This is a genomic window from Bradyrhizobium sp. USDA 3256 (assembly GCF_054058275.1).
Genome location: NZ_JBSSAE010000002.1, coordinates 2,213,261 through 2,235,198, shown reverse-complemented (window position 1 = coordinate 2,235,198; position 21,938 = coordinate 2,213,261). Strand labels below are relative to the sequence as shown.

Genomic DNA, 21,938 nt, shown 5'->3' with positions numbered 1-21,938 from the left:
CGGATGCCCCTGTCGGCTAAGCAAGTTTTGGAAACGGGTCGGATGAGAGAACCGCGATCGCTGCGGCAGGCAGCGCGTCGGCTTCGACCAGCGATGCGGCCCGCGCAAGATCGTCGGCCATGTAGCGGTCGGCGGCGAGTGCCGGAACATGCGCGCGCAGCGCGGCGATGACCGCGGCGAGCGGCGCGCTGGTCGCATGCGGTGCGCGCAGCGTGATGCCCTGCGCCGCGACCAAAAGCTCGATGCCGAGGATGGCCGCGAGATTGTCGGCCATGTCCGACAACCTGCGCGCGGCATGCGCGGCCATCGAGACGTGGTCTTCCTGATTGGCGCTGGTCGGCGTGGAATCGATCGAGCACGGCATCGCGCGCTGCTTGTTCTCGGCATAGAGCGCCGCGGCCGTCACCTCGGCGATCATGAAGCCGGAATTGATGCCGGGCTCCGGCGTCAGGAACGGCGGCAACCCGAAGTTCAGCGCCGGGTCGACAAGGGTCGCGATCCGGCGCTCGCTGGTCGCACCGATCTCCGAGAGCGCCAGTGCGATCTGATCGGCAGCGAACGCCACCGGCTCGGCGTGGAAATTGCCGCCCGAGACGATCTCGCCGGTCTCGACCAGGACCAGCGGATTGTCGGTCACGGCATTGGCCTCGACGGTCAGTCCGCGCGCGGCTTGCGCGAGCAGGTCGAGCACGGCGCCCGCGACCTGCGGCTGGCAGCGCAAGCAATAAGGATCCTGCACGCGCTCGTCACCTTCGAGATGCGATTGTCTGATGTCGCTGCCGTCGAGCAGCGCGGTCAGGGCCGCGGCCGCAGCGATCTGCCCATCATAGCCGCGCAAGGATTGGATCTCGGGACGAAACGGCACCGTTGAGGCCATCGCCGCATCGACCGACAGCGCACCGGTCACCAGCGCGGCGCACGCCAGGCGATGCGCACGCAGCAGGCCGGAGATGGCGTAGGCGGTGGAAAACTGCGTGCCGTTGATCAGCGCGAGCCCCTCCTTGGGGCCGAGCGTCAGCGGCGCGAGGCCGGCAGCGGCAAGCGCTTCGCGCCCCGGCACAAGCCTGCCATCAAGGATTGCCTGCCCCTCCCCGATCATGACCGCGGTCATGTGGGCGAGCGGCGCCAGGTCGCCGGAGGCACCGACCGAGCCCTGCTGCGGCACCAGCGGATAGACACCGCGCGCCAGCATACCCTGCAACTGCTCGATCACCTCGCGGCGCACGCCGGACGCGCCGCGACCGAGCGAAATCACTTTCAACGCCATCATCAAACGCACGATCGGCTCGAGCGTGTTCGGACCGACTCCGCAGCAATGCGATAGGATGAGGTTGCGCTGAAGCAGCGCGGTTTGATCAGGCGCGATGCGCGTCGATGCCAGCTTCCCGAAACCAGTATTGATGCCGTAGACGGGAACGTCGATCTGCGCCGCCTTCGCCACGATTTGCGCGGCAGCCTCGACGCGCGGCCAGCACGACGGATCGAGCACGATGGACGCACCGTCAAGCACGCGCGCCAGGACGTCGAGGCCGACGGTTCCGGGCGTCACGACGACAGGCGCATCCCGATCGCTCATTGTCCCCTCCACACCCGGCTGTGCAGCGGGTTGAAGCCGATGCGGTAAACCAGCTCGGCCGGACGCTCGATGTCCCAGATCGCCAGATCGCACCACTTGCCGACCTCTAACGTACCGGTCTCGGCAAGCATGCCGAGCGCGCGCGCCCCTTCCCGAGTCACCCCTGTGAGGCATTCGGCGACCGTCATCCGGAACAACGTTGCACCCATGTTCATCGCCAGCAGCAGCGAGGTGAGCGGCGAGCTGCCCGGATTGCAATCGGTCGCAAGCGCCATGTTCACACCGTGGCTACGAAACAGCTCGACCGACGGCTTGTGCGTCTCACGAATGAAATAGAACGCGCCGGGCAGCAGGACCGCCACGGTGCCGGCCTTCGCCATCGCCACGGCGCCAGCTTCGTCGGTGTGCTCGAGATGATCGGCTGAGAGCGCCGAGAATTTTGCTGCCAGCGCTGCGCCGCCGAGATTGGACAGCTGATCCGCATGCAGCTTGACGGGCAGTCCGAGCGCACGCGCCGCCTCGAACACTCGCGCCGTCTGCTCTCCGGAAAACGCGATCCCCTCCATGAAGCCGTCGACGGCGTCGGCAAGGCCGGCCTTGGCCACGGCCGGCAGCATCTCGTTGCAGACCAGATCGATGTAACCGTCCTTGTCGCCATTGGCCTCTGGCGGTAGCGCGTGCGCACCGAGAAACGACGTGCGGATCGCAACCTGCCGCAGGCGGGTGAGGCTGCGTGCCGCCGCCAGCTGCCGCATCTCGGTCTCGGCATTGAGGCCATAGCCGGACTTGATCTCGACGGTGGTTGCACCCTCGCCGATCAGCGCATCGAGCCGCGGCAGCGCACCGGCGACGAGCTCCGCCTCGGTCGCCTTGCGCGTCGCCGCGACGGTCGAGACGATGCCGCCGCCGGCGCGCGCGATCTCCTCATAGCTAGCGCCTTTCAGGCGCAGCTCGAACTCGTGCGCGCGATTGCCGCCGAAGACGAGATGGGTGTGGCAATCGACCAGTCCGGGCGTGATCCAGCGGCCGCCGCAATCGGTCCGTTCAACAGCGTCCGCATCCGCGGGAAAATCCGACTGCACGCCGGCATAGACGATGCGGCCGTCGCGCGCCGCGATCAGGCCCCGCTCGATCTCGCCGAGATCAGTGCGGTCGCTGCGCATCGTGGCGAGCCGGGCGTTGTGCCAGATACGGTCGAAGCGCTCTGCCATGCGATCGTCCCCTCGATGTGGGATGCTTGACTTATATGTCTAGACATATAATCGTGTCCGGGTTCTGTCCAGCCGGCGTGGAAAAATGACACGACTGCATTTCGCATTCGCGCTGCTGCCTTCGGGCTGGGCCAATGACGTGCAGGTCGTCGTTGTCGATGGCGCGATCGCTTCGGTGACGGCGGGCGTTGCGCCTAGCGCCGGCGACGAACGTCACCAAATGGCGGTTCCAGGATTGGCGAGCCTGCACAGCCACGCATTTCAGCGCGGCATGGCCGGTCTTGCCGAACTGCGCGGCGACACGACCGATACGTTCTGGACCTGGCGCGAGACGATGTATCGCTTCGCGCTGACCATGACGCCGGACGACGTCGCCGCCGTCGCCACCCTGCTCTATGTCGAGATGCTCGAGAGGGGTTTTACCCGTGTCGGCGAGTTTCACTATCTGCATCACGATCGGGACGGCGCGCCTTACGCCAATCTCGCCGAGATGGCCGTGCGCATTGCTGAGGCCGCCAGCGCCTCCGGCATCGGGCTCACGCTGCTGCCGAGCTTCTATGCCCACAGCACGTTCGGCGGCGCCGCACCACATGCCGGGCAGCGCCGCTTCATCTGCCCGGTCGATCAGTTCGCCGCGCTGATGGCCGCCTCGCGCGAGGCAATCCGAGATCTACCCGGCGCCAACATCGGCATCGCTCCGCATAGCCTGCGCGCCGTGGCGCCGGATGAGCTGGCGGCGATCATCCCGCTGGCCGGGGCGGATCCGATCCACATCCACGCCGCCGAACAGGTGCGCGAGGTCGAGGATTGCTCCGCCTGGTCGGGGCGGCGGCCGGTGCAATGGCTGCTCGACCATGCGCCCGTCGATCAGCGCTGGTGCCTGATTCACGCGACTCACATGACGGAGCAGGAAGTCACAGCGCTCGCCCGCAGCGGCGCGGTTGCCGGCCTTTGCCCCGTCACCGAAGCAAGCCTCGGCGATGGCATCTTTTCGGCGCGCGAATTCCTCGCCGCGGGCGGCCGGTTCGGCATCGGAACCGATTCCAATGTGCTGGTCGGCGTCGCCGACGAGCTGCGCCAGCTCGAATACGGTCAGCGGCTGAAACACCGCGAGCGCAATGTGCTCTCGGGGCGTCCGGGCAGATCCACCGGCCGTGCCCTGTTCGACCAGGCGCTGGCTGGCGGCGCGCAAGCTCTGGCACAGACCAAGGCCGGGCTCGCGCCCGGCGCGCGCGCCGACATCGTCAGCCTCGACACCGCGCATCCGTCCCTCGCGGGACGGTCGGGCGATGCGGTTCTCGATGGCTGGCTGTTTGCAACCGGCAGCGACGCGATCGACTGCGTCTGGGCCGGCGGCGACAAGGTGGTCGCAGGCGGCCGGCACCGGCTGAGCGACAAGGCGCGCGAGCAGTTCAATGCCAGCGTGCGGAGGCTCGTCGCATGAGTCTCGCCTCCGACCAGCCCAAATCGAATGCAGCCGGCAAGCCGACGCTCTACAAGCGGATCCGGCTCGACATCGAGACGCGGATCCTGACCGGCGAATGGCCCCCCGGGCATCGCATCCCGTTCGAGCACCAGCTGATGGCGCGCTATCGCTGCTCGCGCATGACGGTGAACAAGGCGCTGTCGGAATTGGCGCAGGCCGATTTGATCGAGCGGCGGCGCCGTGCCGGCACCTTCGTGCGCCGTCCGCAGCATCTGTCGGCGGTGCTCAAGATCGCCGACATCCGCGCCGAGATCACCGCGCTCGGCCGCAGCTACGGCTATCAGCTGATCGAATGCCGGCGCCGTACCGCGACATCGGCCGATCGCGCCCGGCTCGGCGTCAGCACGGCCGGCAAGGTGGTCGCGATCGCCTGCCGGCACAGCGCCGACAACGTGCCGTTCGCCGTCGAGGACAGGCTGATCGATCTCTCCACGGTCCCCGAGGCTGCCGACGCGGACTTCGCCCGCGAACCGCCGGGATCATGGCTGCTGCATCACGTGCCGTGGACCGAAGCCGAGCATACCATCAGCGCCGTCGTCGCCGACGACCGCACGGCAAAGGCGCTCGACATCGCGGTCGGCGCGCCCTGCCTCGTGATCGACCGCTACACCTGGCGCAGCGCGCGCACGGTGACGGCGGTGCGGCTGCATTATCCAGGCGAGACGCACCGCCTGGTGGCTCGCTTCAAGGGAGGCTGAGGACGCCTTGCGCGGCATATTTCATGCAATGCATCATGGGCCATCGTCCGCCGACATGCTTCATGCGGCACCGCCGCGACTGACGTGAAGACATCAACTGGGTTCAATCCATCGTTCAAGGGGTCGACAATCATGCGTTCCTTCAAGCTATTGCCCGCAATCGCAGTGTTGCTCGCGTCCACGGGCGCGTTCGCGGATGACGTCAAGATCGGCGTCGGCATCTCCGGATGGACCGGATTCGCGCCGCTGACGCTCGCCAAGGAGGCCGGCATCTTCAAGAAGAACGGCCTCGACGTGACCCTGAAGAAGATCCCGCAGAAGGACCGGCATCTCGCGATTGCGTCGGGCGACATCCAGTGTGCGGCGACGACGGTCGAGACCTGGATCTCCTGGAACGCCAATGGCGTCGCGACCAAGCAGATCTTCCAGCTCGACAAGAGCTACGGCGCCGACGGCATGGCCGTGCGCAACGACATCGCCGCGATCAAGGACCTGAAGGGCAAGACCGTCGCGGCATCGGCGCCGGGTACCTCGCCCTATTTCGCGCTGGCCTGGATGCTGAAGAAGAACGGCCTCACGGTGAAGGACGTCACCGTGGTGAATCTGGAGCCCGCCGCCGCGGCGCAGGCCTTCGTCTCCGGCCAGAACGATGCCGCGATGACGTACGAGCCTTATCTGTCGACGGTGCGCGCCGCTCCCGACAAGGGCAAGATCATCGCGACCACGCTCGACTACCCGATCGTGATGGATACCTTCGGCTGCACGCCGAAATTCCTGACCGACAATCCGAAAGCGGCACAGGCGCTTGCCAACAGCTATTTCGAAGCGCTCGACATGATCGCGAAGGACCAGGCCAAGTCCTACGAGATCATGGGCGCTGACGTGAAGCAGAGCGGCGAGCAGTTCGGCAACTCGGCAAAGTATCTGCGCTGGCAGGACAAGGCCGCCAACCAGAAATTCTTCGCCGGCGACTTCCTCACCTTCAACAAGGACGCTGCCGAGCTGCTGCTCGAGGTCGGCATCATCAAGGCCGCACCGAAGGTCGAGGACATCTACGACGCCAGCTTCATCAAGTAACGCAGCAACCATTTCGGCCGGTCCCGCCTCGCTACACAGCGGGCGGGACCGCCGCATAAGATACGCCCGGATCATTTTGATGCGTCCTCTCGAGCCCACGACATCGAAGCAGCGCGTGGCCTATGGCCTCGCCTTCTTCGTGCTGTTCGTCGCCCTCTGGTCCTGGGCGACGTTCGGCGGCCACGTGTCCAAGACCTTCCTCGCCAACCCGCTGACCATGGTACAGGAGGGCTATGAGCTGCTCGCCAAGCAGGGCTTTCTGTTCGACATCGGGATGACGATCTGGCGCGTGATCGGCGGGTTTGTGCTTGCTGCGGTCATCGCGGTGCCGCTCGGCGTTTTGATGGGAGCCTACAAGCCGATCGAGGCCTTTCTCGAGCCGTTTGTGTCCTTTGCGCGCTATCTGCCGGCATCCGCCTTCATCCCGCTGCTGATCCTGTGGGCGGGCATCGGCGAGTTGCAGAAGCTGCTGGTGATCTTCATCGGCGCGGTGTTTCAGATCATCCTGATGGTCGCCGTCACCGTCGGCGCCACAAGGCGCGACCTGGTGGAGGCCGCCTACACGCTCGGCGCCCGCGATCGCGGCATCATCCGCCGCGTGCTGCTGCCCTCCGCCGCGCCCGAGATCGCTGAAATCCTCAGGCTGGTGCTGGGCTGGGCCTGGACCTACGTCATCGTCGCCGAATTGATCGGCTCATCCTCGGGCATCGGGCACATGATCACCGACAGCCAGGCGCTGCTCAACACTGGCCAGATCATCTTCGGCATCATCGTGATCGGGCTGATCGGCCTGATCTCCGATTTCCTGTTCAAGGCCTTCAATGCCTGGCTGTTCCCGTGGAAGCTCGCATGACCGCGCTCAGGATCGATCAGGTCTCGCGAACCTTCCCCGCCCGCGCCGGCAACGCGCCGACGAGAGCGCTCGAGCCGACCACGCTCGACGTCGGCGACAATGACTTCGTCACCATCCTCGGCCCCTCCGGATGTGGAAAGTCCACTTTGCTCCGGATCATCGCCGGGCTTGACCGGCCGACCAGCGGACGGGTCACGCTCGACGGGCGCGAGGTCACCGGCCCCGGCGCCGATCGCGGCATGGTGTTTCAGTCCTACACATTGTTTCCGTGGCTGACGGTGCGGGAGAATATCGCCTTCGGCCTGGGCGAGCGCGGCGTTGCGCAAGCCGAGCGCCATGACATCGCCGACGCCTTCATTCGCCGGGTCGGGCTGTCGGGTTTCGAAAATCACTGGCCCAAGCAGCTGTCGGGCGGCATGCAGCAGCGCACCGCGATCGCTCGCGCGCTGGCCAACGATCCGAAGATCCTGCTGCTCGACGAGCCGTTCGGCGCGCTGGACAACCAGACGCGCGCGCTGATGCAGGAGATGCTGCTGGGGATCTGGGAGCGCGACCAGAAGACGGTGCTGTTCGTCACCCACGACATCGAGGAGGCGATCTTCCTCGGCAGCCGCGTCATCGTCATGAGCGCGCGCCCCGGCCGCATCAAGGCCGAGATCGCGGTCGACCTGCCGCATCCCCGGTCCTACAAGATCAAGACCACACCCGAATTCGTTGCCCTGAAGGAGCGGCTGGTCGAGGAAATCCGCACCGAGGCGCTGAAAGTCGCCGAGCAGGCCTGAGAGCCTGTTTCGAAATGCGATCAATGACATCGAGATTTCTTAACTAGCTCCGTCATGCCCGGCCTTGTGCCGGGCATCCACGTCTTTGCTCCGATCGGGCAAGAAAGACGTGGATGGCCGGGACAAGCCCGGCCATGACGAAGCAGCGCCAGTTTGAGGAGAGCAGACGGTCAACCACGCCGTCAGTGGCTGATCATCCAGGGCCGCGCGGTCGGAAAGCCCTTGGCGCCGCTCTTGGTCTTGGTCATCAGTCGCGCCGGCTTCTTCTTTCCGGTGGAGCAGCAGCCGCAGCCTGGCCCATGCGCGGCCTTGTACTGATCGAGCGTCTTCGGCGCGTGCCGGCTCTGCTCGTTGGTAGCGTGCGCCTTGCGCTTGTCCGAGGGCATGCAGAAGAACGCCGGCGCAGTCAGGATCACACGCGGCGACGTCGCCTCGCATTGCGGGCAATCCTGCGGCAGGTCGCATTCCGCCATCGGCCGCATGTCGGTGAAGGAACCGCAGTCGTTGCAGAGATATTCGTAGATCGGCATTTCCTTAATCCTTGCGCAGTCGTGCGTGACATCCGGCGATGGATGCGGGGCGGCCGGAACGCAGCCGTCCCGCACCCTTCGCGCAGGGATCACCTAAAGGATCACTTGTTCGGCGAGATCGGCATCTGCACGTCGCCCTTGATGTGCTTGATCGGTCCCGCCGACGACGGCATGACGTCGAAGTCGAAGATCTCCGTCGGCAGCCACAGCGTGGCGCAGGCATTCGGCACGTCGACGACGCCGGAGATGTGACCCTGGCACGGCGCGGTGCCGAGGATCGAATAGGCCTGGGCGCCGGAGTAGCCGAACTTCTTCAGATACTCGATCGCGTTCAGGCAGGCCTGGCGATAGGCGATGTGGACGTCGAGATAGTGCTGCTTGCCGGCCTCGTCGACCGAGATGCCCTCGAAGATCAGATAGTCCTTGTAGTTCGGCGTGATCGGCGACGGCTTGAACACGGGGTTCTTGATGCCGTACTTAGATACGCCGTCCTTGATGACGTCGACCTTGATGTGCAGCCAGCCGGCCATCTCGATGGCGCCGCAGAAGGTGATCTCGCCGTCACCCTGGCTGAAATGCAGATCGCCCATCGAGAGGCCGCCGCCCGGCACATAGACCGGGAAGTAGATCTTCGAGCCGCGCGACAGATCCTTGATGTCGCAATTGCCGCCATGCTCGCGCGGCGGCACGGTACGGGCGCCCTCGAGGCCGATCTTGGCCTTGACGTCACCCCTGGCCTGGCCGGCATGCGCGGTCGGCGCGAACGGCGGGTTGGCGAGGCCCGGCACCCGGGTCGGGTTGGTCGCGATCAGCTCGGCCTCGCGCTTGTTCCAGGCCGCCAGCATCTTGGCATCGGGCAGACAGCCGATGAGGCCGGGATGGATCAGGCCGGCGAAGTTGACGCCGGGCACGTGACGCGACGAGGTGTAGAGGCCCTTGATGTCCCAGATCGACTTCTGCGCCAGCGGGAAATGGTCGGTGAGAAAGCCGCCGCCGTTCTGCTTGGAGAAGAAACCGTTGAAGCCCCACAGGCTCTCCTTCAACGGACCAACGTCGAGCAGGTCGACGACGAGGAGATCGCCGGGCTCGGCGCCCTTGACGCCGATCGGGCCGGACAGGAAGTGCACGATCGAGAGGTCGATGTCGCGCACGTCGTCGGCGGAATCGTTGTTCTTGATGAAGCCGCCGGTCCAGTCGACGGTCTCGATGATGAAGTCGTCGCCGGGGCTGACCCACTCGACGATCGGAACCTCCGGATGCCAGCGGTTATGGATCTTGTCGTTTTCATAGGCCGACTTGCTGAGATCGACCTTGATCAGTGTATCTGGCATCGCGATGCTCCCCTTGGGTTACTGATAGTTAGACGGACAGGTACTTAGAAATCTGCGCGGCATCGACGCTGGCGCGTGGATCGTCGCGAACGATCTCGCCGTTCTCGATGACGAGCACGCGGTCGGCGATGTCGAGCGCGAAGCTCAGGACCTGCTCGGAGACGACGATCGACAGTCCCCGCTCATCGCGGATCCGCTTCAGGGTGCGCGCCATGTCCTTGATGATCGACGGCTGGATGCCTTCGGTCGGCTCGTCGAGCAGCAGCACCTTGGGCTTGGTCGCCAGCGCGCGGGCGATCGCGAGCTGCTGCTGTTGACCGCCCGAGAGATTGCCGCCGCGGCGCCCCTTCATCTCGAGCAGCACCGGAAACAGTTCGTAGATATCGCCCGGCACCTCGGAGCCGCCTGACACTACGAGCCCGGTCTCGATGTTCTCCTTGACGGTCATGGTGGAGAAGATCATGCGGCCCTGCGGCACGTAGGCGAGCCCCTTCGCCACCCGCTCGTAGCTCTTCAACGCGCCGAGCTCGGTGCCGTCCATGGTCACCTTGCCGCTCTTGGCCGGCAGGACGCCCATCAGCGATTTCATCAGGGTGGTCTTGCCCATGCCGTTGCGGCCCATGATCGCGACGATCTCGTTGGGCGCGACCGAGACGTTGAGGCGGTGCAGCACCTCGCTCTGGCCATAGGCGACGTGAAGATCATTGATTGCCAGCATCGTCCCGGTTCCTCAGTGGCCCAAATACACTTCGATGACTTTCGGATCGTTCTTGATGTGCTCCATCGTCCCCTCGGACAGGATCTGTCCCTGGTGCAGCACCGTGACCTTGTGCGCGATGTCCTCCACGAACTTCATGTCGTGCTCGATCACCAGGACCGAACGGTCCTTGATGATGCGGTTGAGCAGCTCGGCCGTCTTGGCGCGCTCGGACACGCTCATGCCGGCGACCGGCTCGTCGAGCATCAGGAGGTCCGGGTCCTGGATCAGCAGCATGCCGATCTCGAGCCACTGCTTCTGGCCGTGGCTGAGCTGGTCGGCATAGGTGTTGAGCTTGTCCTTCAGGAAGATCATCTCGGCGACCTCCTCGACCCGCTGCCTGACGGTGTCGTCGCGCTGGAAGGTCAGCGAGCCGAACACGGTGCGGCCGCGCGGGAAGGAAATCTCAAGGTTCTCGAACACGGTGAGATCCTCGAACACCGACGGCGTCTGGAACTTGCGCCCCACCCCGGCCTGCACGATCTCGTTCTCGCGCAACCTCGTCAGCTCCTGGCCGCGGAACTGGATCGAGCCGGACGTGGCCCTGGTCTTGCCGCAGATCAAGTCGAGCACCGTGGTCTTGCCGGCACCGTTTGGGCCGATGATGACGCGGATCTCGTTCTCCTCGACATAGAAGGAGAGATCGTTCACCGCCTTGAAGCCGTCGAAGGACACAGTGAGACCGGAGACCGCAAGCAGGAAGTCCTTGGGCTGATGGCCGACAAGCATGATGATCCCTCCTCACTCGGCCGGTGCGCCGTCGGCGATCAGGCCGGCCGCCGATTTCGATTTGCGTGATGCCAGCAGGCCATCAATGCGCGGCTGGACGTGGTCCGCCCAGATGCCGGAGAGCCCGTTCGGGAAGGCGAGCACGACGGCGATGAACAGCGCGCCGAGGCCGAACAGCCAGAGCTGCGGGAAGGACTCCGAGAGGCTGGTCTTGGCGAAATTGACCAGCAGTGCGCCCCAGACTGCGCCGAAGATCGACATCCGGCCGCCGACCGCTGTGTAGATCACCATCTCGATCGACGGCACGATGCCGACAAAGGACGGCGACATGAAGCCGACCTCGAGCGTGAACATGGCGCCGCCGATCGCAGCGAACACCGCCGCGGCGCAGAACGCGAAGATCTTGAAGTTGGCGACGCTGTAACCGGAGAAGCGCACGCGATCCTCCTGCTCCCGCATTGCCACCAGGATGCGCCCGAGTTTTGTCAGGCGGATGAACTGCGCGGCGCAGATGCAGCCGAACAACAATGCCACCTCCACGAAATACAGGATGTACTTGGCGTGATCGGTGCGGATGTCCCAGCCGTGCAGCGTGCGTAAGTCGGTAATGCCGTTGATGCCGCCGGTGTAGCCTTGCTGCCCGACAATCAGAATAGTGAGGATCGCGGCGATCGCTTGCGTGATGATGGCAAAGTACACGCCGCCGACCCGACGCTTGAACATCGCGGCACCGATGATCAGCGCGAAGACCGCGGGAACCAGCAAAATCGCCAGCAGCGTGACCGGGAAGCTGTGGAACGGCTTCCAGAGGAAAGGCAGCGAGGTGAGCTGGTTCCAATCCATGAAATCGGGAATGCCCGGCGTCGACTGGATCTTGGTGTTCGCGACCGAGGACGCCTCGAGCTTCAGGTACATCGCCATGCAGTAGCCGCCGAGACCGAAGAACACGCCCTGCCCCAGGCTCAGGATGCCGCCATAGCCCCAGCACAGCACGAGGCCGATCCCGACGAAGGCGTAGGTCAGATATTTGGCAACGAGGTTGAGGCGGAAGATATCCAGCGACAGCGGCAGGACGAGAAACAACAGCACCGCGAGCGCAAGGAAGCCGAGCAGTTCGGAGCGATTGAAAAAGCGCGAGTTGATGATCATGACCAGCCTGCTTGTTCTTATTTGCGGACCTTGAGCGCGAAGAGCCCCTGCGGACGCACCATCAGGATCGCGACGATCGTCAGCAGCGTGATCACCTTGGCCATCGATCCCGACAGGAAGAATTCCAGCGTCGATTGGGTCTGCGAGATCGAGAAGGCGGAGGCGATGGTGCCGAACAGCGAGGCGGCGCCGCCGAACACGACCACCAGGAAGGTGTCGACGATGTAAAGCTGGCCGGCGGTCGGCCCGGTCGAGCCGATCATGGTGAAGGCCGAGCCGGCGATGCCGGCGATGCCGCAGCCGAGGCCGAAGGTGTAACGATCGACCTTCTCGGTATTGATGCCGACGGCGCCCGCCATCACGCGGTTCTGCACCACAGCGCGTACCTGCTTGCCCCAGCTTGACCAGAACAGCACATAGGCGACCGCGATCGTGATCAGGATGGTCAGCGCCATCACGAACATGCCGTTGATCGGGATCTGGATCGAGTCGGTCGCCTGCCAGGAGCCCATCATCCATTCCGGCAGTTCGACGCCGACCTCGCGCGCGCCGAAGATCGAACGATAGGCCTGCTGCAGGATCAGGCTAAGGCCCCAGGTCGCCAGCAGCGTGTCGAGCGGGCGTTTGTAGAGATGGTGTATCAGCGCCCACTCGACCAGCATGCCGAGCGCGCCCGAAGCAATGAACGCGAGGATCATTGCGATGAAGAAGTAACCGGGGAACAGCCAGGGCGCGACGTGCTGCACGGCGTTCGACGTCATCCAGGTGACGTACGCCCCTAGGATCATGAACTCGCCATGGGCCATGTTGATGACGCCCATCTGGCCGAAGATGATGGCAAGTCCCAGCGCCATCAGCACATAGACGGAGAACAGGATGAGCCCGGCAAATCCCTGCATCGCAAGGATGGCGCCGAGATCGCTGATCGAATAGTCGCCGAACATCTGGTCCTCCGTCATTCCAAGGGGCACGCGCCGCCGGTCAAGCGACGCTCGTTCCGTGGCGTGGGCGCTGACGTCCAGGCCACGATGCGTTGTGGAGCTTCGTAGCCCGAGCGGGCGGTCGCGATACCCGGGACGGTCCCGCATATCGCTCCGCTCATGCGGGCTACTGGCTCACTGGTAGCCCTTGGGGAACGGATCCGGCTCGACGAGATCGGCGGTCTCGTAGATCAGCTCATACTGGCCATCGGCCTTGGCGCGTCCGACGCGGGTCTTCGACCAGAGATGATGGTTCTCGTGGATCCGGACGTAACCTTCCGGCGCGCCCTTGAACTCGACGCCAGGGGAAGCCGCCGCGATTTTGTCGATGTCGAAGCTCTGCGCCTTCTCCACCGTCAACTTCCACAGCCACGGACCGAGATAGGCAGCCTGGGTGACGTCGCCGATCACCGTCTTCTCGCCCCACATCTTCTTGAAGGCGGGCACGAAGGCCTTGTTGTTCGGATTGTCGAGCGACTGGAAGTACTTCATGCAAGCATAGGCGCCGGCGATGTTCTCGCCGCCGATGCCGTCGATCTCGTCCTCGGTGACTGAGATCGTGAGCAGCGTCTGCTTGGACAGGTCGATTCCGGCCGCCTTGAGCTGCTTGTAGAATGCGACGTTCGAGCCGCCTACGATGATCGCGTAGATCACGTCGGGCTTGGTCAGCTTGATCTTGTTGATGACCGAGTTGAACTGGGTCGAGCCGAGCGGGAAGTATTCCTCGCCGACCACCTTGCAGCCCTGCAGATGGTTCTCGATGTGCTTGCGCGCGATCTTGTTCGAGGTGCGCGGCCAGATGTAGTCCGAGCCAAGCAGGTAGAAGCTCTTGGCGCCCTTGGTCTTGTTGACCCAGTCGAGGCCGGCGATGATCTGCTGGGTCGCCTCCTGCCCGGTGTAGATCACGTTCTTGGACTGCTCGAGGCCTTCATAGAAGGTCGGGTAGTACAGCATGCCGTTGTACTGCTCGAACACCGGCAGCACCGCCTTGCGGGAGGCCGAGGTCCAGCAGCCCATCACGGCCGCGCATTTGTCGTTGACCAGCAGCTTCTTGGCCTTTTCGGCGAAGGTCGGCCAGTCGCTGGCGCCGTCTTCCTGGATGAACTTGATCTTGCGGCCGAGCACGCCGCCGGCGGCATTGATCTGCTCGATCGCGAGCTTCTCGGCTTCGACCGACCCGGTCTCGGAGATCGCCATCGTGCCGGTGACAGAATGCAGGATGCCGACCGTGACTTCGCTATCGGTGACTGCAAGCCCCGTGGTGTTGACCGCAGAGGTTGCAGGGACGTCGGCAAATGCCGGACGGCCCAGCATCGAGACGGCCGGCAAAGCGGCCATTCCCATCAAGAGCTTGCGCCGGAGCGGAGACTTCAGGCCTGGTTTTGTTTCGTCTGACATGAGCACCCCATCTGGTTCGAGAACGCTTATTGATCAGGCGAGGATTGCTCACTTTTGTGCAGCGCACTGATACGCGAGATCGCGTATACTGCACCGCAAAATAGCGACGTAGGTTTTGGTACGGGATTTGCCCGCGATCAGCGCATCGTGGACCAGGAGTTCAAACGAGTGGCAGGGCGGCAGCGGATAGACCGCGTCAGGCGCCAGTACAATCAATGGGTCGCCAACCAGACGCTGGAAGACTACGCGCTGCGCTTCACCGCCAAGAGCGCGCGGCGCTGGTCCGCCGCCCGCGTCGCCAACACCGCGCTCGGCGCGATCTCCTTCCTCGCGCTGGAGGCGATCGGCGGCACTATCACGCTGAACTACGGTGCGATGAATGCCTCCGCCGCGATCCTGGTCGTCAGCGTCATCATCTTCCTCTGCGGGCTGCCGATCGCCTACCATGCCGCGAAGAGCGGCATCGACATCGACCTGCTGACCCGCGGCGCCGGCTTCGGCTATATCGGCTCGACCATCACCTCGCTGATCTACGCCTCCTTCACCTTCATCTTCTTCGCGATCGAGGCGGTGATCCTGGCCAGCGCGCTCGACATGTGCTTCGGCATCCCGCGGCCGATCGGCTATTTGATCAGCGCAGTCGTGATCATTCCGCTGGTGATCTACGGCATCACGCTGATCAGCCGCTTCCAGCTCTGGACCCAGCCGCTGTGGATCGTCCTCCACATCATGCCGTTCGCGGCGATCGCCTGGGCCAATCCGCATTCCTTCACCGAGTGGCGCAAATTCGCCGGCGATCATGGCGATCCCGCAGGGAATCTCGACCTGCTGCTGTTCGGCACCGCGGCCTCCGTCGTGTTTGCGCTGGTGGCGCAGATCGGCGAGCAGGTCGACTTCCTGCGCTTTCTGCCGCGTGACCGCCGCACCTCGCGCAAGGCCTGGTGGATCGCGCTGCTGAGCGCCGGTCCCGGCTGGATCGTGCTCGGCGCGCTCAAGCTGCTGGCCGGCTCGTTCCTGGCCTTCTTCGCGCTGAGCCACGGCGTCTCGGCCGAGCACGCGGCCGAGCCGGCCAACATGTATCTCGAGGCGTTCCGTTACGTGCTGTCGCAGCCGGATCTGGCAATGGCGCTGACGGGGACATTCGTGATCCTGTCGCAGGTCAAGATCAACGTCACCAATGCCTATGCCGGCTCGATCGCCTGGTCGAATTTCTTCTCCCGCCTCACCCACTCGCATCCCGGCCGCGTGGTGTGGCTGGTGTTCAATGTCGTCGTCGCGCTGCTGCTGATGGAGATCGGCGTCTACAAGGCGCTGGAGCAGACGCTCGCGCTCTACTCGAACGTCGCGATCGCCTGGGTCGGCGCGCTGGTAGCCGATCTCGTCGTCAACAAGCCGCTCGGCCTGCGGCCGCAGCACATCGAGTTCAAGCGCGCCCATCTCTGCGATATCAATCCGGTCGGCGTCGGCGCGATGACGATCGCCACCGTGGTCTCGATCAGCGCGTTCTACGGCCTGTTCGGCCCGACCGCGAAGGCGCTGTCGGCCTTCGTCGCGCTTGCGGTCGCGTTCGTCACGGCTCCCCTGATCGCCTGGGCCACCGATGGCAAGTACTACATCGCCCGCAAGCCGAAGCGGAGCTGGCAGAACATTGAATCGATCCAGTGCTGCATCTGCGAGCATGCATTCGAGCCCGAGGACATGGCTTCCTGCCCCGCCTATGCCGGCCCGATCTGCTCGCTGTGCTGCTCGCTCGACGCACGCTGCCATGACCTCTGCAAGCCGCATGGCCGGATCGGCGCACAGGTCTCGGACGCGCTGGGCAAGGTGATGCCGCAGCCGATCTACGCCCGCATCAACTCGCAGCTTGGGCATTATCTCGGCGTGTTCGCCGTCTCGGCCGGCCTCGTGGCGCTGGTGCTCGGCCTGATCTACCTGCAGACCACCGCGGCCGTGCATGCCAACGAATTGCTGGCCGACGTGCTCTGGAAGGTGTTCTTTGCGCTGACCCTCATCATCGGCGTCGTCGCTTGGCTGTTCGTGCTGGCACAACAGAGCCGGCGCGCCGCGGAAGCGGAAACACGCCGGCAGACCACGCTGCTGATCCAGGAGATCGACGCCCACAAGCGGACCGACGCCGAACTGCAGCGCGCCAAAGAAGTTGCCGAGTCAGCCAATCTCGCCAAGAGCCGGTACGTCGTGGGCCTCAGCCACGAGCTTCGCTCGCCGCTGAATGCGATCTCCGGCTACGCGCAATTGCTGGAGCAGGACGACAGCCTGCAGGTGCGGCCGCGCGAGCAAGTGCGCGTGGTCCGCCGCAGCGCCGATCATCTGTCGGGGCTGATCGACGGCATCCTCGATATCTCCAAGATCGAGGCCGGCCGGCTCTACCTGTCGCGCGATGAAGTGCGTTTGAATGACTTCCTCGAGCAGCTGGTCGGCATGTTCCGCCTGCAAGCCGCAGCAAAAGGCATCGACTTCGTGTTCAAACGGCCGGCCGTGCTGCCCGTCGTGGTCTATGCCGACGAGAAGCGGCTGCGGCAGATCCTGATCAACCTGCTGTCGAATGCGATCAAGTTCACGCAATCCGGCCAGGTGCAGTTCGTGGTGCATTACCGCAGCCCGGTCGCAGAGTTCGAGGTGATCGATACCGGGCCCGGCATCCAGCCCGACGATCTCGAGCGGATCTTCGCCCCGTTCGAGCGCGGCGCGCTTGGCGTCACCCAGCCACAGACCGGCACCGGGCTCGGGCTCACCATCAGCCGCCTGCTCGCGGGTGTGATGGGCGGCGACATCAAGGTGTTGAGCACGGTCGGCACCGGCAGCACGTTCCGCGTCAAGCTGCTGCTGTCGGAGGTCACCAATCCGCGGCGCGATGCGCCGGTCGATGCTCCCGTGTACGGCTATCACGGTCCGCGCAAGACGATCCTGATCACCGACGACGACCCGACCCACCGCGACCTGTTGCGCGAGATCCTGACGCCGCTCGGCTTCATCCTGCTCAGCGCGCCGGATGGGCCGGGCTGTCTTGCCCTCGCGCAGCATTGCCGGCCGGACCTGTTCCTGCTCGACATCTCGATGGCAGGCATGGACGGCTGGACCGTCGCCGAAACCCTGCGCTCCGAAGGCCATCACCAGGCGCGGATCCTGATGATCTCGGCCAGCGCGCTGGAGGCCCATGGCGCGCCGCTGGCGCAACCATTCCATGACGGCTACCTGATGAAGCCGATCGACATCCCGCGGCTGCTCGAGACCATCCGCCAGTTGCTCAAGATCGAGTGGCAGTATGAGGCCGAGCCGGCCCCGCCTCCACAGTGGAAGCCCGAGAGTGGTTCGCGGCCGCCGGTGAAATATGTCGAAGAGCTGATCAGCCTCGGCCAGCTCGGCTATGTCAGGGCGATCCAGCTCAAGCTCGACGAGATCGGCAATGAGTGTCCCGAACATGCCGACTTCGTCGGCCAGATGCGCACGCTGATCGACCGGTTCGATCTCGATCAATATATGGCGACGTTGAAGATATTGCACAGTTATGACCATTGAACAAAAGAAGCGCGACGTTGCGCTCGTCGTCGACGACTCGCCCGAGACGTTGCGCCTGCTGACCGATGCACTCGACGGCGCCGGCATGACCGTGATGGTGGCGCTCGACGGCGCCTCGGCGATGCGCATCGTCGACCAGATCACGCCCGATATCGTGCTGCTGGATGCCGTGATGCCCGGCATGGACGGTTTCGAGACCTGCCGGCGACTGAAGCGCGATGCCGGGCTCGACGGCGTGCCGATCATCTTCATGACGGGTCTTGCCGAAACCGAGCATATCGTGCGCGGGCTGGAGGCCGGCGGCGTCGACTATGTGACGAAGCCGATCGTGGTCGAGGAGATGCTGGCGCGCATCCGGGTCCATCTCGCCAATGCGCGGATGACGCAAAGCGCCCGCGCCGCGCTCGACGTCTCCGGCCGCTATCTGCTCGCGGTGAACAGCGCCGGCGCGCTGCTGTGGGCGACGCCGCAGGCACAGCGACTGCTGTCGGACACGCTCGCCGACGCCGCCGACAATTTCGCGCTGCCGGATCCGATGCCGCAATGGCTCGAGCAGGCGCAGAAAGGCGCTGCGGGAAAGAAGACTGCGACCGTGGCACCTTTCCCCGGCAACGAGCAGCTGCGGCTGCAATATACGGGCAAGCTCGGCCCGAACGAATTCCTGCTGCGTCTCGCCAAGGACACCAGCGGCGATATGCCGGCCGAGTTCTCCAGCGAGCTCGGCCTGACCACGCGTGAAGGCGAAGTGCTGTCCTGGCTCTCCAAGGGCAAGACCAACCGCGACATCGCGCAGATCCTCGGCCTCAGCCCGCGCACCGTCGACAAGCACCTTGAGCAGATCTACGCCAAGCTCGGCGTCGAGAACCGCACCGCCGCCGCCGCGATCGCGGTCAACGCCAGGCACCGCAAGTCCTAACCTGCTGCCTCCACTCCCCGGGGACGCGTCCTGACATGGCCAATCGCCCCAGACCGTGACAGGATGGGCTGACACGTTCATTCCGGCGGAGAATAGGCATGGATCGTCTGGCGGCGATGGAGACATTCGTGCGGGTGGTCGAGACCGGCTCGTTCTCCGGCGCAGCGCGGCAGCTTCGCGTGGGCCAGCCGGCGGTCTCGAAATCGGTCGCGCAGCTCGAGGAATTTCTCGGGGTCAAGCTGCTGATTCGCTCGACCCATGGCCTCACGCCGACGGAAGCGGGGCTTGGCTATCTCGAGCGTGCCCGGCGCGCGCTGGAAGAGGCTGCGGAAGCCGAACTGGCGGCGCGTGGCGCCGGGGCCGGCCTCAAGGGCCGATTGCGGGTCTGTGCGGCCGTCACCTTCGCACGCATCCATCTCATTCCGATGCTGCCGAGGTTTCTCGCGCAGCATCCCGAGCTGGAGCTCGAGGTCGTGCTCGATGACCGTCAGATCGACCTCGTCCAGGAGGGCATCGATGTCGCGCTGCGGATGGGTAAGATGACGGATTCGACGCTGACCGTGCGCCGTATCGCGCGATGCCAGCGCTTCGTGCTGGGCACGCCTGCCTATTTCGACCGCGCCGGCACGCCGTCGACACCGAGCGAATTGAGCCGGCACCAAGCCGTCGTCTATCTTCGCGAGGGCAGCGTGTGGTCGTTTCAACGTGACAGTACCGAACTGGCCGTCACCGTGCGGAGCCGGTTGCGGGTGACCGCAGCCGAAGGCGTCCGTGCTGCGGTGCTCGCCGATGCCGGGCTCACGATCGCATCGGAATGGATGTTCACCCCGGAGCTCAAATCGGGCGCCGTGCGCGCGGTCCTGCCGGAATGGAACCTCCCAGCCCTCGATCTCTGGACCGTGCTTCCGACCGGACGTGCAGCGACCGCCAAGGCACGCGCATTCGTGAGCTTCTTCGAGCGCAGCTTCAATGCATGACGTCATCGGCCGCTTGAAACGGTCGATGCTTATTCCCGACAGGAATAAGCGCTAGTCCGACGGCAGCGCTACCCGGCGTGGCCACCTCCTTTAGCTTGCAGCGTGTGAGTTCAACAAACCGGACGGCGCCGCCGTCCACCACGCAGAGACCGAGGAGAACCGTCATGTCGCTGCAAGCCAGGCTCAACGCTTTCAAGGCCGATTTCGAAGCCGGAAAGCCGCCCTACAACGTTCCGCGACCAGTCATCGATATCATGCACCGCGCCACCGCGGAGCTGATCGCATCCGGTGCCGCCCAGCGCGCCAGGAAGGCGGGCGATGTCGCCCCCGCCTTCTCGCTCCGCGATCCCGAGGGCAACATCGTCAACTCGACCGATCTGTTGAAGCGCGGCCCGCTGGTGCTCAGCTTCTACCGCGGCGTCTGGTGCCCGTATTGCAACATGGAGTTGCAGGCGCTCGAGGCGGCCAAGCCGGAATTCGACAGATACGGCGCCGCGCTGGTGGCGATCTCGCCGCAGACCGCGCCGAACAGCCGCAAGTCGGTGCGCCAGAACAAGCTCTCCTTCCCGATCCTGTCCGACGTGAACGGTCAGGTCGGCGAGGCCTTCGGACTGCGCTTCCACCTGCCCGACTATCTGGTCGAGCTCTACAAGCAGCTGAAGAACGATCTGCCGACGTTCAACGACGATCCGAGCTGGACGCTGCCGATGCCGGCCCGCTACGTCATCGGACGAGACGGCGTGATCCTCTACTCCGAAGTCAACCCCGACTATACCCGCCGACCCGAGCCCGAGGACATGATCGCTGTCCTCCAGCAGGCGATCGTGAAAGCATGACAGCGCGCAGACTGGCCGGTGGCGAGTGACCATCGGGCGCTTTCCTCTCGCAGGCTAGGTATGTGCGGCCGGCGTACTCCCCTCCGGATCGGCCGGCGCGCCGGCGCCGGCCAACACATCCTCCCCGAAGTGCTGCGTCTTTCGCCACTGCGCCGGCGTCACGCCCATGTGGCTCTTGAAGGCGCGCTGAAAGGCGGCTTCCGATTGATACCCGACCATCTCCGCCACCGCGCCGGTCGAAAGCGGCGATCCCTTCAACTCGTTCGCCGCAAGCGTCATCCTGATATCGGTGAGCAGATCGCTGGCCGATCGCCCGAGCTTGTCCTGGAACTGCCGCGCCAGCGTGGCGCGCGACATGTTGCAAAGCCGTGCGAGCTCCGGCAGCGACCACGCTCGCGCGGGCTCCTTGAACATGGCGGCCACGGCCGGCGCGAGCCTGGGATCACCGACCAGGGCGAGAAGTCCCCGTGACGTTGCATCGGTCTCGCTCGCAAGCCGCAGCACAAGCGCGAACATTGCCGTGGACAATGCATTCAGCATGGCGCGGCCGCCCAGATGATCGTCGGCCGTTTCGCTGCGCATCAGCGACACGAGCCCGGCGAGCTGCGCAGCCGTCCCCTTTCCCGCACGCGCGCCGGCATGCACGACAAGACGCGGCGGAAGATAGCCGCGCAACAGACGGTCGTGGGGCGGTGTAATCGCGAAGTGCCCGCACAACAGGTCAAGCCGTTCGTCCGATCCGAGGTTTTCGCTGATCGTGAAATTCTCCGCCGCCCGGTTGCGCGCCGGCAGCGGTGTCGCCCCGCTTCCGTCGTGCATCACGTGTCGCGGGTTGCCGGGAAGCAGAAGGATGTCGCCGGCCTTCAGCAGCAACGGCCGTCCGCCCGCGGCGGCGTCCAGGATCGCCGAGCCAGCAAGCACCGCATGATAGGGGATCTCGTTGGTTAAACCCGGGCCCTGCTCGATACGCCAGGGGACGCTGTAGCTGCAGCGAAGATCGAGCCGCCCGCGCACCGGCATCATCTCGAACAACCGGCTCAGCCAATCCATAGCCAAATCCCCCTGAAGCAGCATGTGAGACGATTGAGCATATAAACGAGCAATATGAACATTCA

Annotated in this window: 19 protein-coding genes; 9 read left to right on the top strand and 10 right to left on the bottom strand. The window is 64.8% G+C overall.

Going from position 1 to position 21,938, the window contains the following annotated elements; genetic code table 11:
* Positions 1–16 precede the first annotated feature (16 nt).
* Both hutH and hutI read right to left on the bottom strand, forming a co-directional pair.
* A complete protein-coding gene (hutH, locus tag ACVWY5_RS12005; protein ID WP_028331426.1) occupies positions 17–1,576 on the bottom strand; it encodes a histidine ammonia-lyase in 1,560 nt (519 codons plus the stop codon).
* Positions 1,573–2,787 (bottom strand): imidazolonepropionase, encoded by a 1,215-nt coding sequence (gene hutI, locus ACVWY5_RS12000; protein ID WP_028331427.1) that lies wholly within the window; start codon positions 2,785–2,787, stop codon positions 1,573–1,575. The genes hutH and hutI overlap by 4 nt, the downstream gene beginning before the upstream one ends.
* An 85-nt stretch (positions 2,788–2,872) precedes the next feature.
* On the opposite strand from hutI, the gene ACVWY5_RS11995 reads away from it, so the two are divergent.
* The 5 genes from ACVWY5_RS11995 (at position 2,873) to ACVWY5_RS11975 (ending at position 7,683) form a co-directional block, all read left to right on the top strand.
* Entirely contained in the window at positions 2,873–4,231 is a 1,359-nt protein-coding gene (locus ACVWY5_RS11995; RefSeq protein WP_028331428.1) for a formimidoylglutamate deiminase, read from the top strand.
* Complete coding sequence (gene hutC / locus ACVWY5_RS11990) at positions 4,228–4,971, top strand: histidine utilization repressor (RefSeq protein WP_028331429.1); 744 nt, start codon at positions 4,228–4,230, stop codon at positions 4,969–4,971. The genes ACVWY5_RS11995 and hutC overlap by 4 nt, the downstream gene beginning before the upstream one ends.
* A 132-nt stretch (positions 4,972–5,103) precedes the next feature.
* Positions 5,104–6,048: an ABC transporter substrate-binding protein gene (locus ACVWY5_RS11985; protein ID WP_028331430.1), complete on the top strand. Its 945-nt coding sequence runs from the start codon at positions 5,104–5,106 to the stop codon at positions 6,046–6,048.
* 79 nt (positions 6,049–6,127) lie between these two features.
* A complete protein-coding gene (locus ACVWY5_RS11980; RefSeq protein WP_018270830.1) occupies positions 6,128–6,901 on the top strand; it encodes an ABC transporter permease in 774 nt (257 codons plus the stop codon).
* Positions 6,898–7,683, top strand: a complete 786-nt coding sequence (locus ACVWY5_RS11975) for an ABC transporter ATP-binding protein (protein WP_028331431.1) — start codon at positions 6,898–6,900, stop codon at positions 7,681–7,683. Before ACVWY5_RS11980 ends, ACVWY5_RS11975 begins: the two co-directional genes overlap by 4 nt.
* Positions 7,684–7,865: 182 nt before the next feature.
* On the opposite strand, the gene ACVWY5_RS11970 is transcribed toward ACVWY5_RS11975, so the two are convergent.
* From ACVWY5_RS11970 to urtA, 7 genes are all read right to left on the bottom strand, one after another.
* A complete protein-coding gene (locus ACVWY5_RS11970) occupies positions 7,866–8,213 on the bottom strand; it encodes an FmdB family zinc ribbon protein (RefSeq protein ID WP_028331432.1) in 348 nt (115 codons plus the stop codon).
* A 101-nt stretch (positions 8,214–8,314) separates the two neighbouring features.
* Positions 8,315–9,544, bottom strand: coding sequence for a formamidase (fmdA, locus tag ACVWY5_RS11965; protein WP_028331433.1), 1,230 nt, complete (start codon positions 9,542–9,544; stop codon positions 8,315–8,317).
* Positions 9,545–9,572: 28 nt separating this feature from the next.
* Complete coding sequence (urtE, locus tag ACVWY5_RS11960; RefSeq protein ID WP_028331434.1) at positions 9,573–10,262, bottom strand: urea ABC transporter ATP-binding subunit UrtE; 690 nt, start codon at positions 10,260–10,262, stop codon at positions 9,573–9,575.
* Positions 10,263–10,274: 12 nt separating this feature from the next.
* Positions 10,275–11,030: an urea ABC transporter ATP-binding protein UrtD gene (urtD, locus tag ACVWY5_RS11955; RefSeq protein ID WP_028331435.1), complete on the bottom strand. Its 756-nt coding sequence runs from the start codon at positions 11,028–11,030 to the stop codon at positions 10,275–10,277.
* Between the two features lie 12 nt (positions 11,031–11,042).
* Positions 11,043–12,179 (bottom strand): urea ABC transporter permease subunit UrtC, encoded by a 1,137-nt coding sequence (urtC, locus tag ACVWY5_RS11950; RefSeq protein WP_028331436.1) that lies wholly within the window; start codon positions 12,177–12,179, stop codon positions 11,043–11,045.
* Between the two features lie 17 nt (positions 12,180–12,196).
* The gene (gene urtB, locus ACVWY5_RS11945) at positions 12,197–13,123 is read right to left on the bottom strand and encodes an urea ABC transporter permease subunit UrtB (RefSeq protein ID WP_028331437.1); all 927 of its coding nucleotides are present in this window, start codon (positions 13,121–13,123) and stop codon (positions 12,197–12,199) included.
* 171 nt (positions 13,124–13,294) lie between these two features.
* Positions 13,295–14,557, bottom strand: a complete 1,263-nt coding sequence (urtA, locus tag ACVWY5_RS11940) for an urea ABC transporter substrate-binding protein (protein ID WP_028331438.1) — start codon at positions 14,555–14,557, stop codon at positions 13,295–13,297.
* 168 nt (positions 14,558–14,725) lie between these two features.
* On the opposite strand from urtA, the gene ACVWY5_RS11935 reads away from it, so the two are divergent.
* The 4 genes from ACVWY5_RS11935 to ACVWY5_RS11920 all read left to right on the top strand — a co-directional run bounded on the left by ACVWY5_RS11935 (position 14,726) and on the right by ACVWY5_RS11920 (position 20,823).
* Positions 14,726–18,094: a hybrid sensor histidine kinase/response regulator gene (locus tag ACVWY5_RS11935; protein ID WP_028331439.1), complete on the top strand. Its 3,369-nt coding sequence runs from the start codon at positions 14,726–14,728 to the stop codon at positions 18,092–18,094.
* Positions 18,084–19,010: a response regulator transcription factor gene (locus ACVWY5_RS11930; protein WP_028331440.1), complete on the top strand. Its 927-nt coding sequence runs from the start codon at positions 18,084–18,086 to the stop codon at positions 19,008–19,010. The genes ACVWY5_RS11935 and ACVWY5_RS11930 overlap by 11 nt, the downstream gene beginning before the upstream one ends.
* Before the next feature lie 98 nt (positions 19,011–19,108).
* Entirely contained in the window at positions 19,109–19,987 is an 879-nt protein-coding gene (locus ACVWY5_RS11925) for a LysR family transcriptional regulator (RefSeq protein WP_028331441.1), read from the top strand.
* A 164-nt stretch (positions 19,988–20,151) separates the two neighbouring features.
* Entirely contained in the window at positions 20,152–20,823 is a 672-nt protein-coding gene (locus ACVWY5_RS11920; protein ID WP_028331442.1) for a peroxiredoxin-like family protein, read from the top strand.
* A gap of 54 nt (positions 20,824–20,877) precedes the next feature.
* Here ACVWY5_RS11920 and ACVWY5_RS11915 read toward each other — a convergent pair whose 3' ends face one another.
* Positions 20,878–21,873 (bottom strand): AraC family transcriptional regulator, encoded by a 996-nt coding sequence (locus tag ACVWY5_RS11915; RefSeq protein WP_028331443.1) that lies wholly within the window; start codon positions 21,871–21,873, stop codon positions 20,878–20,880.
* Positions 21,874–21,938 lie beyond the last annotated feature (65 nt).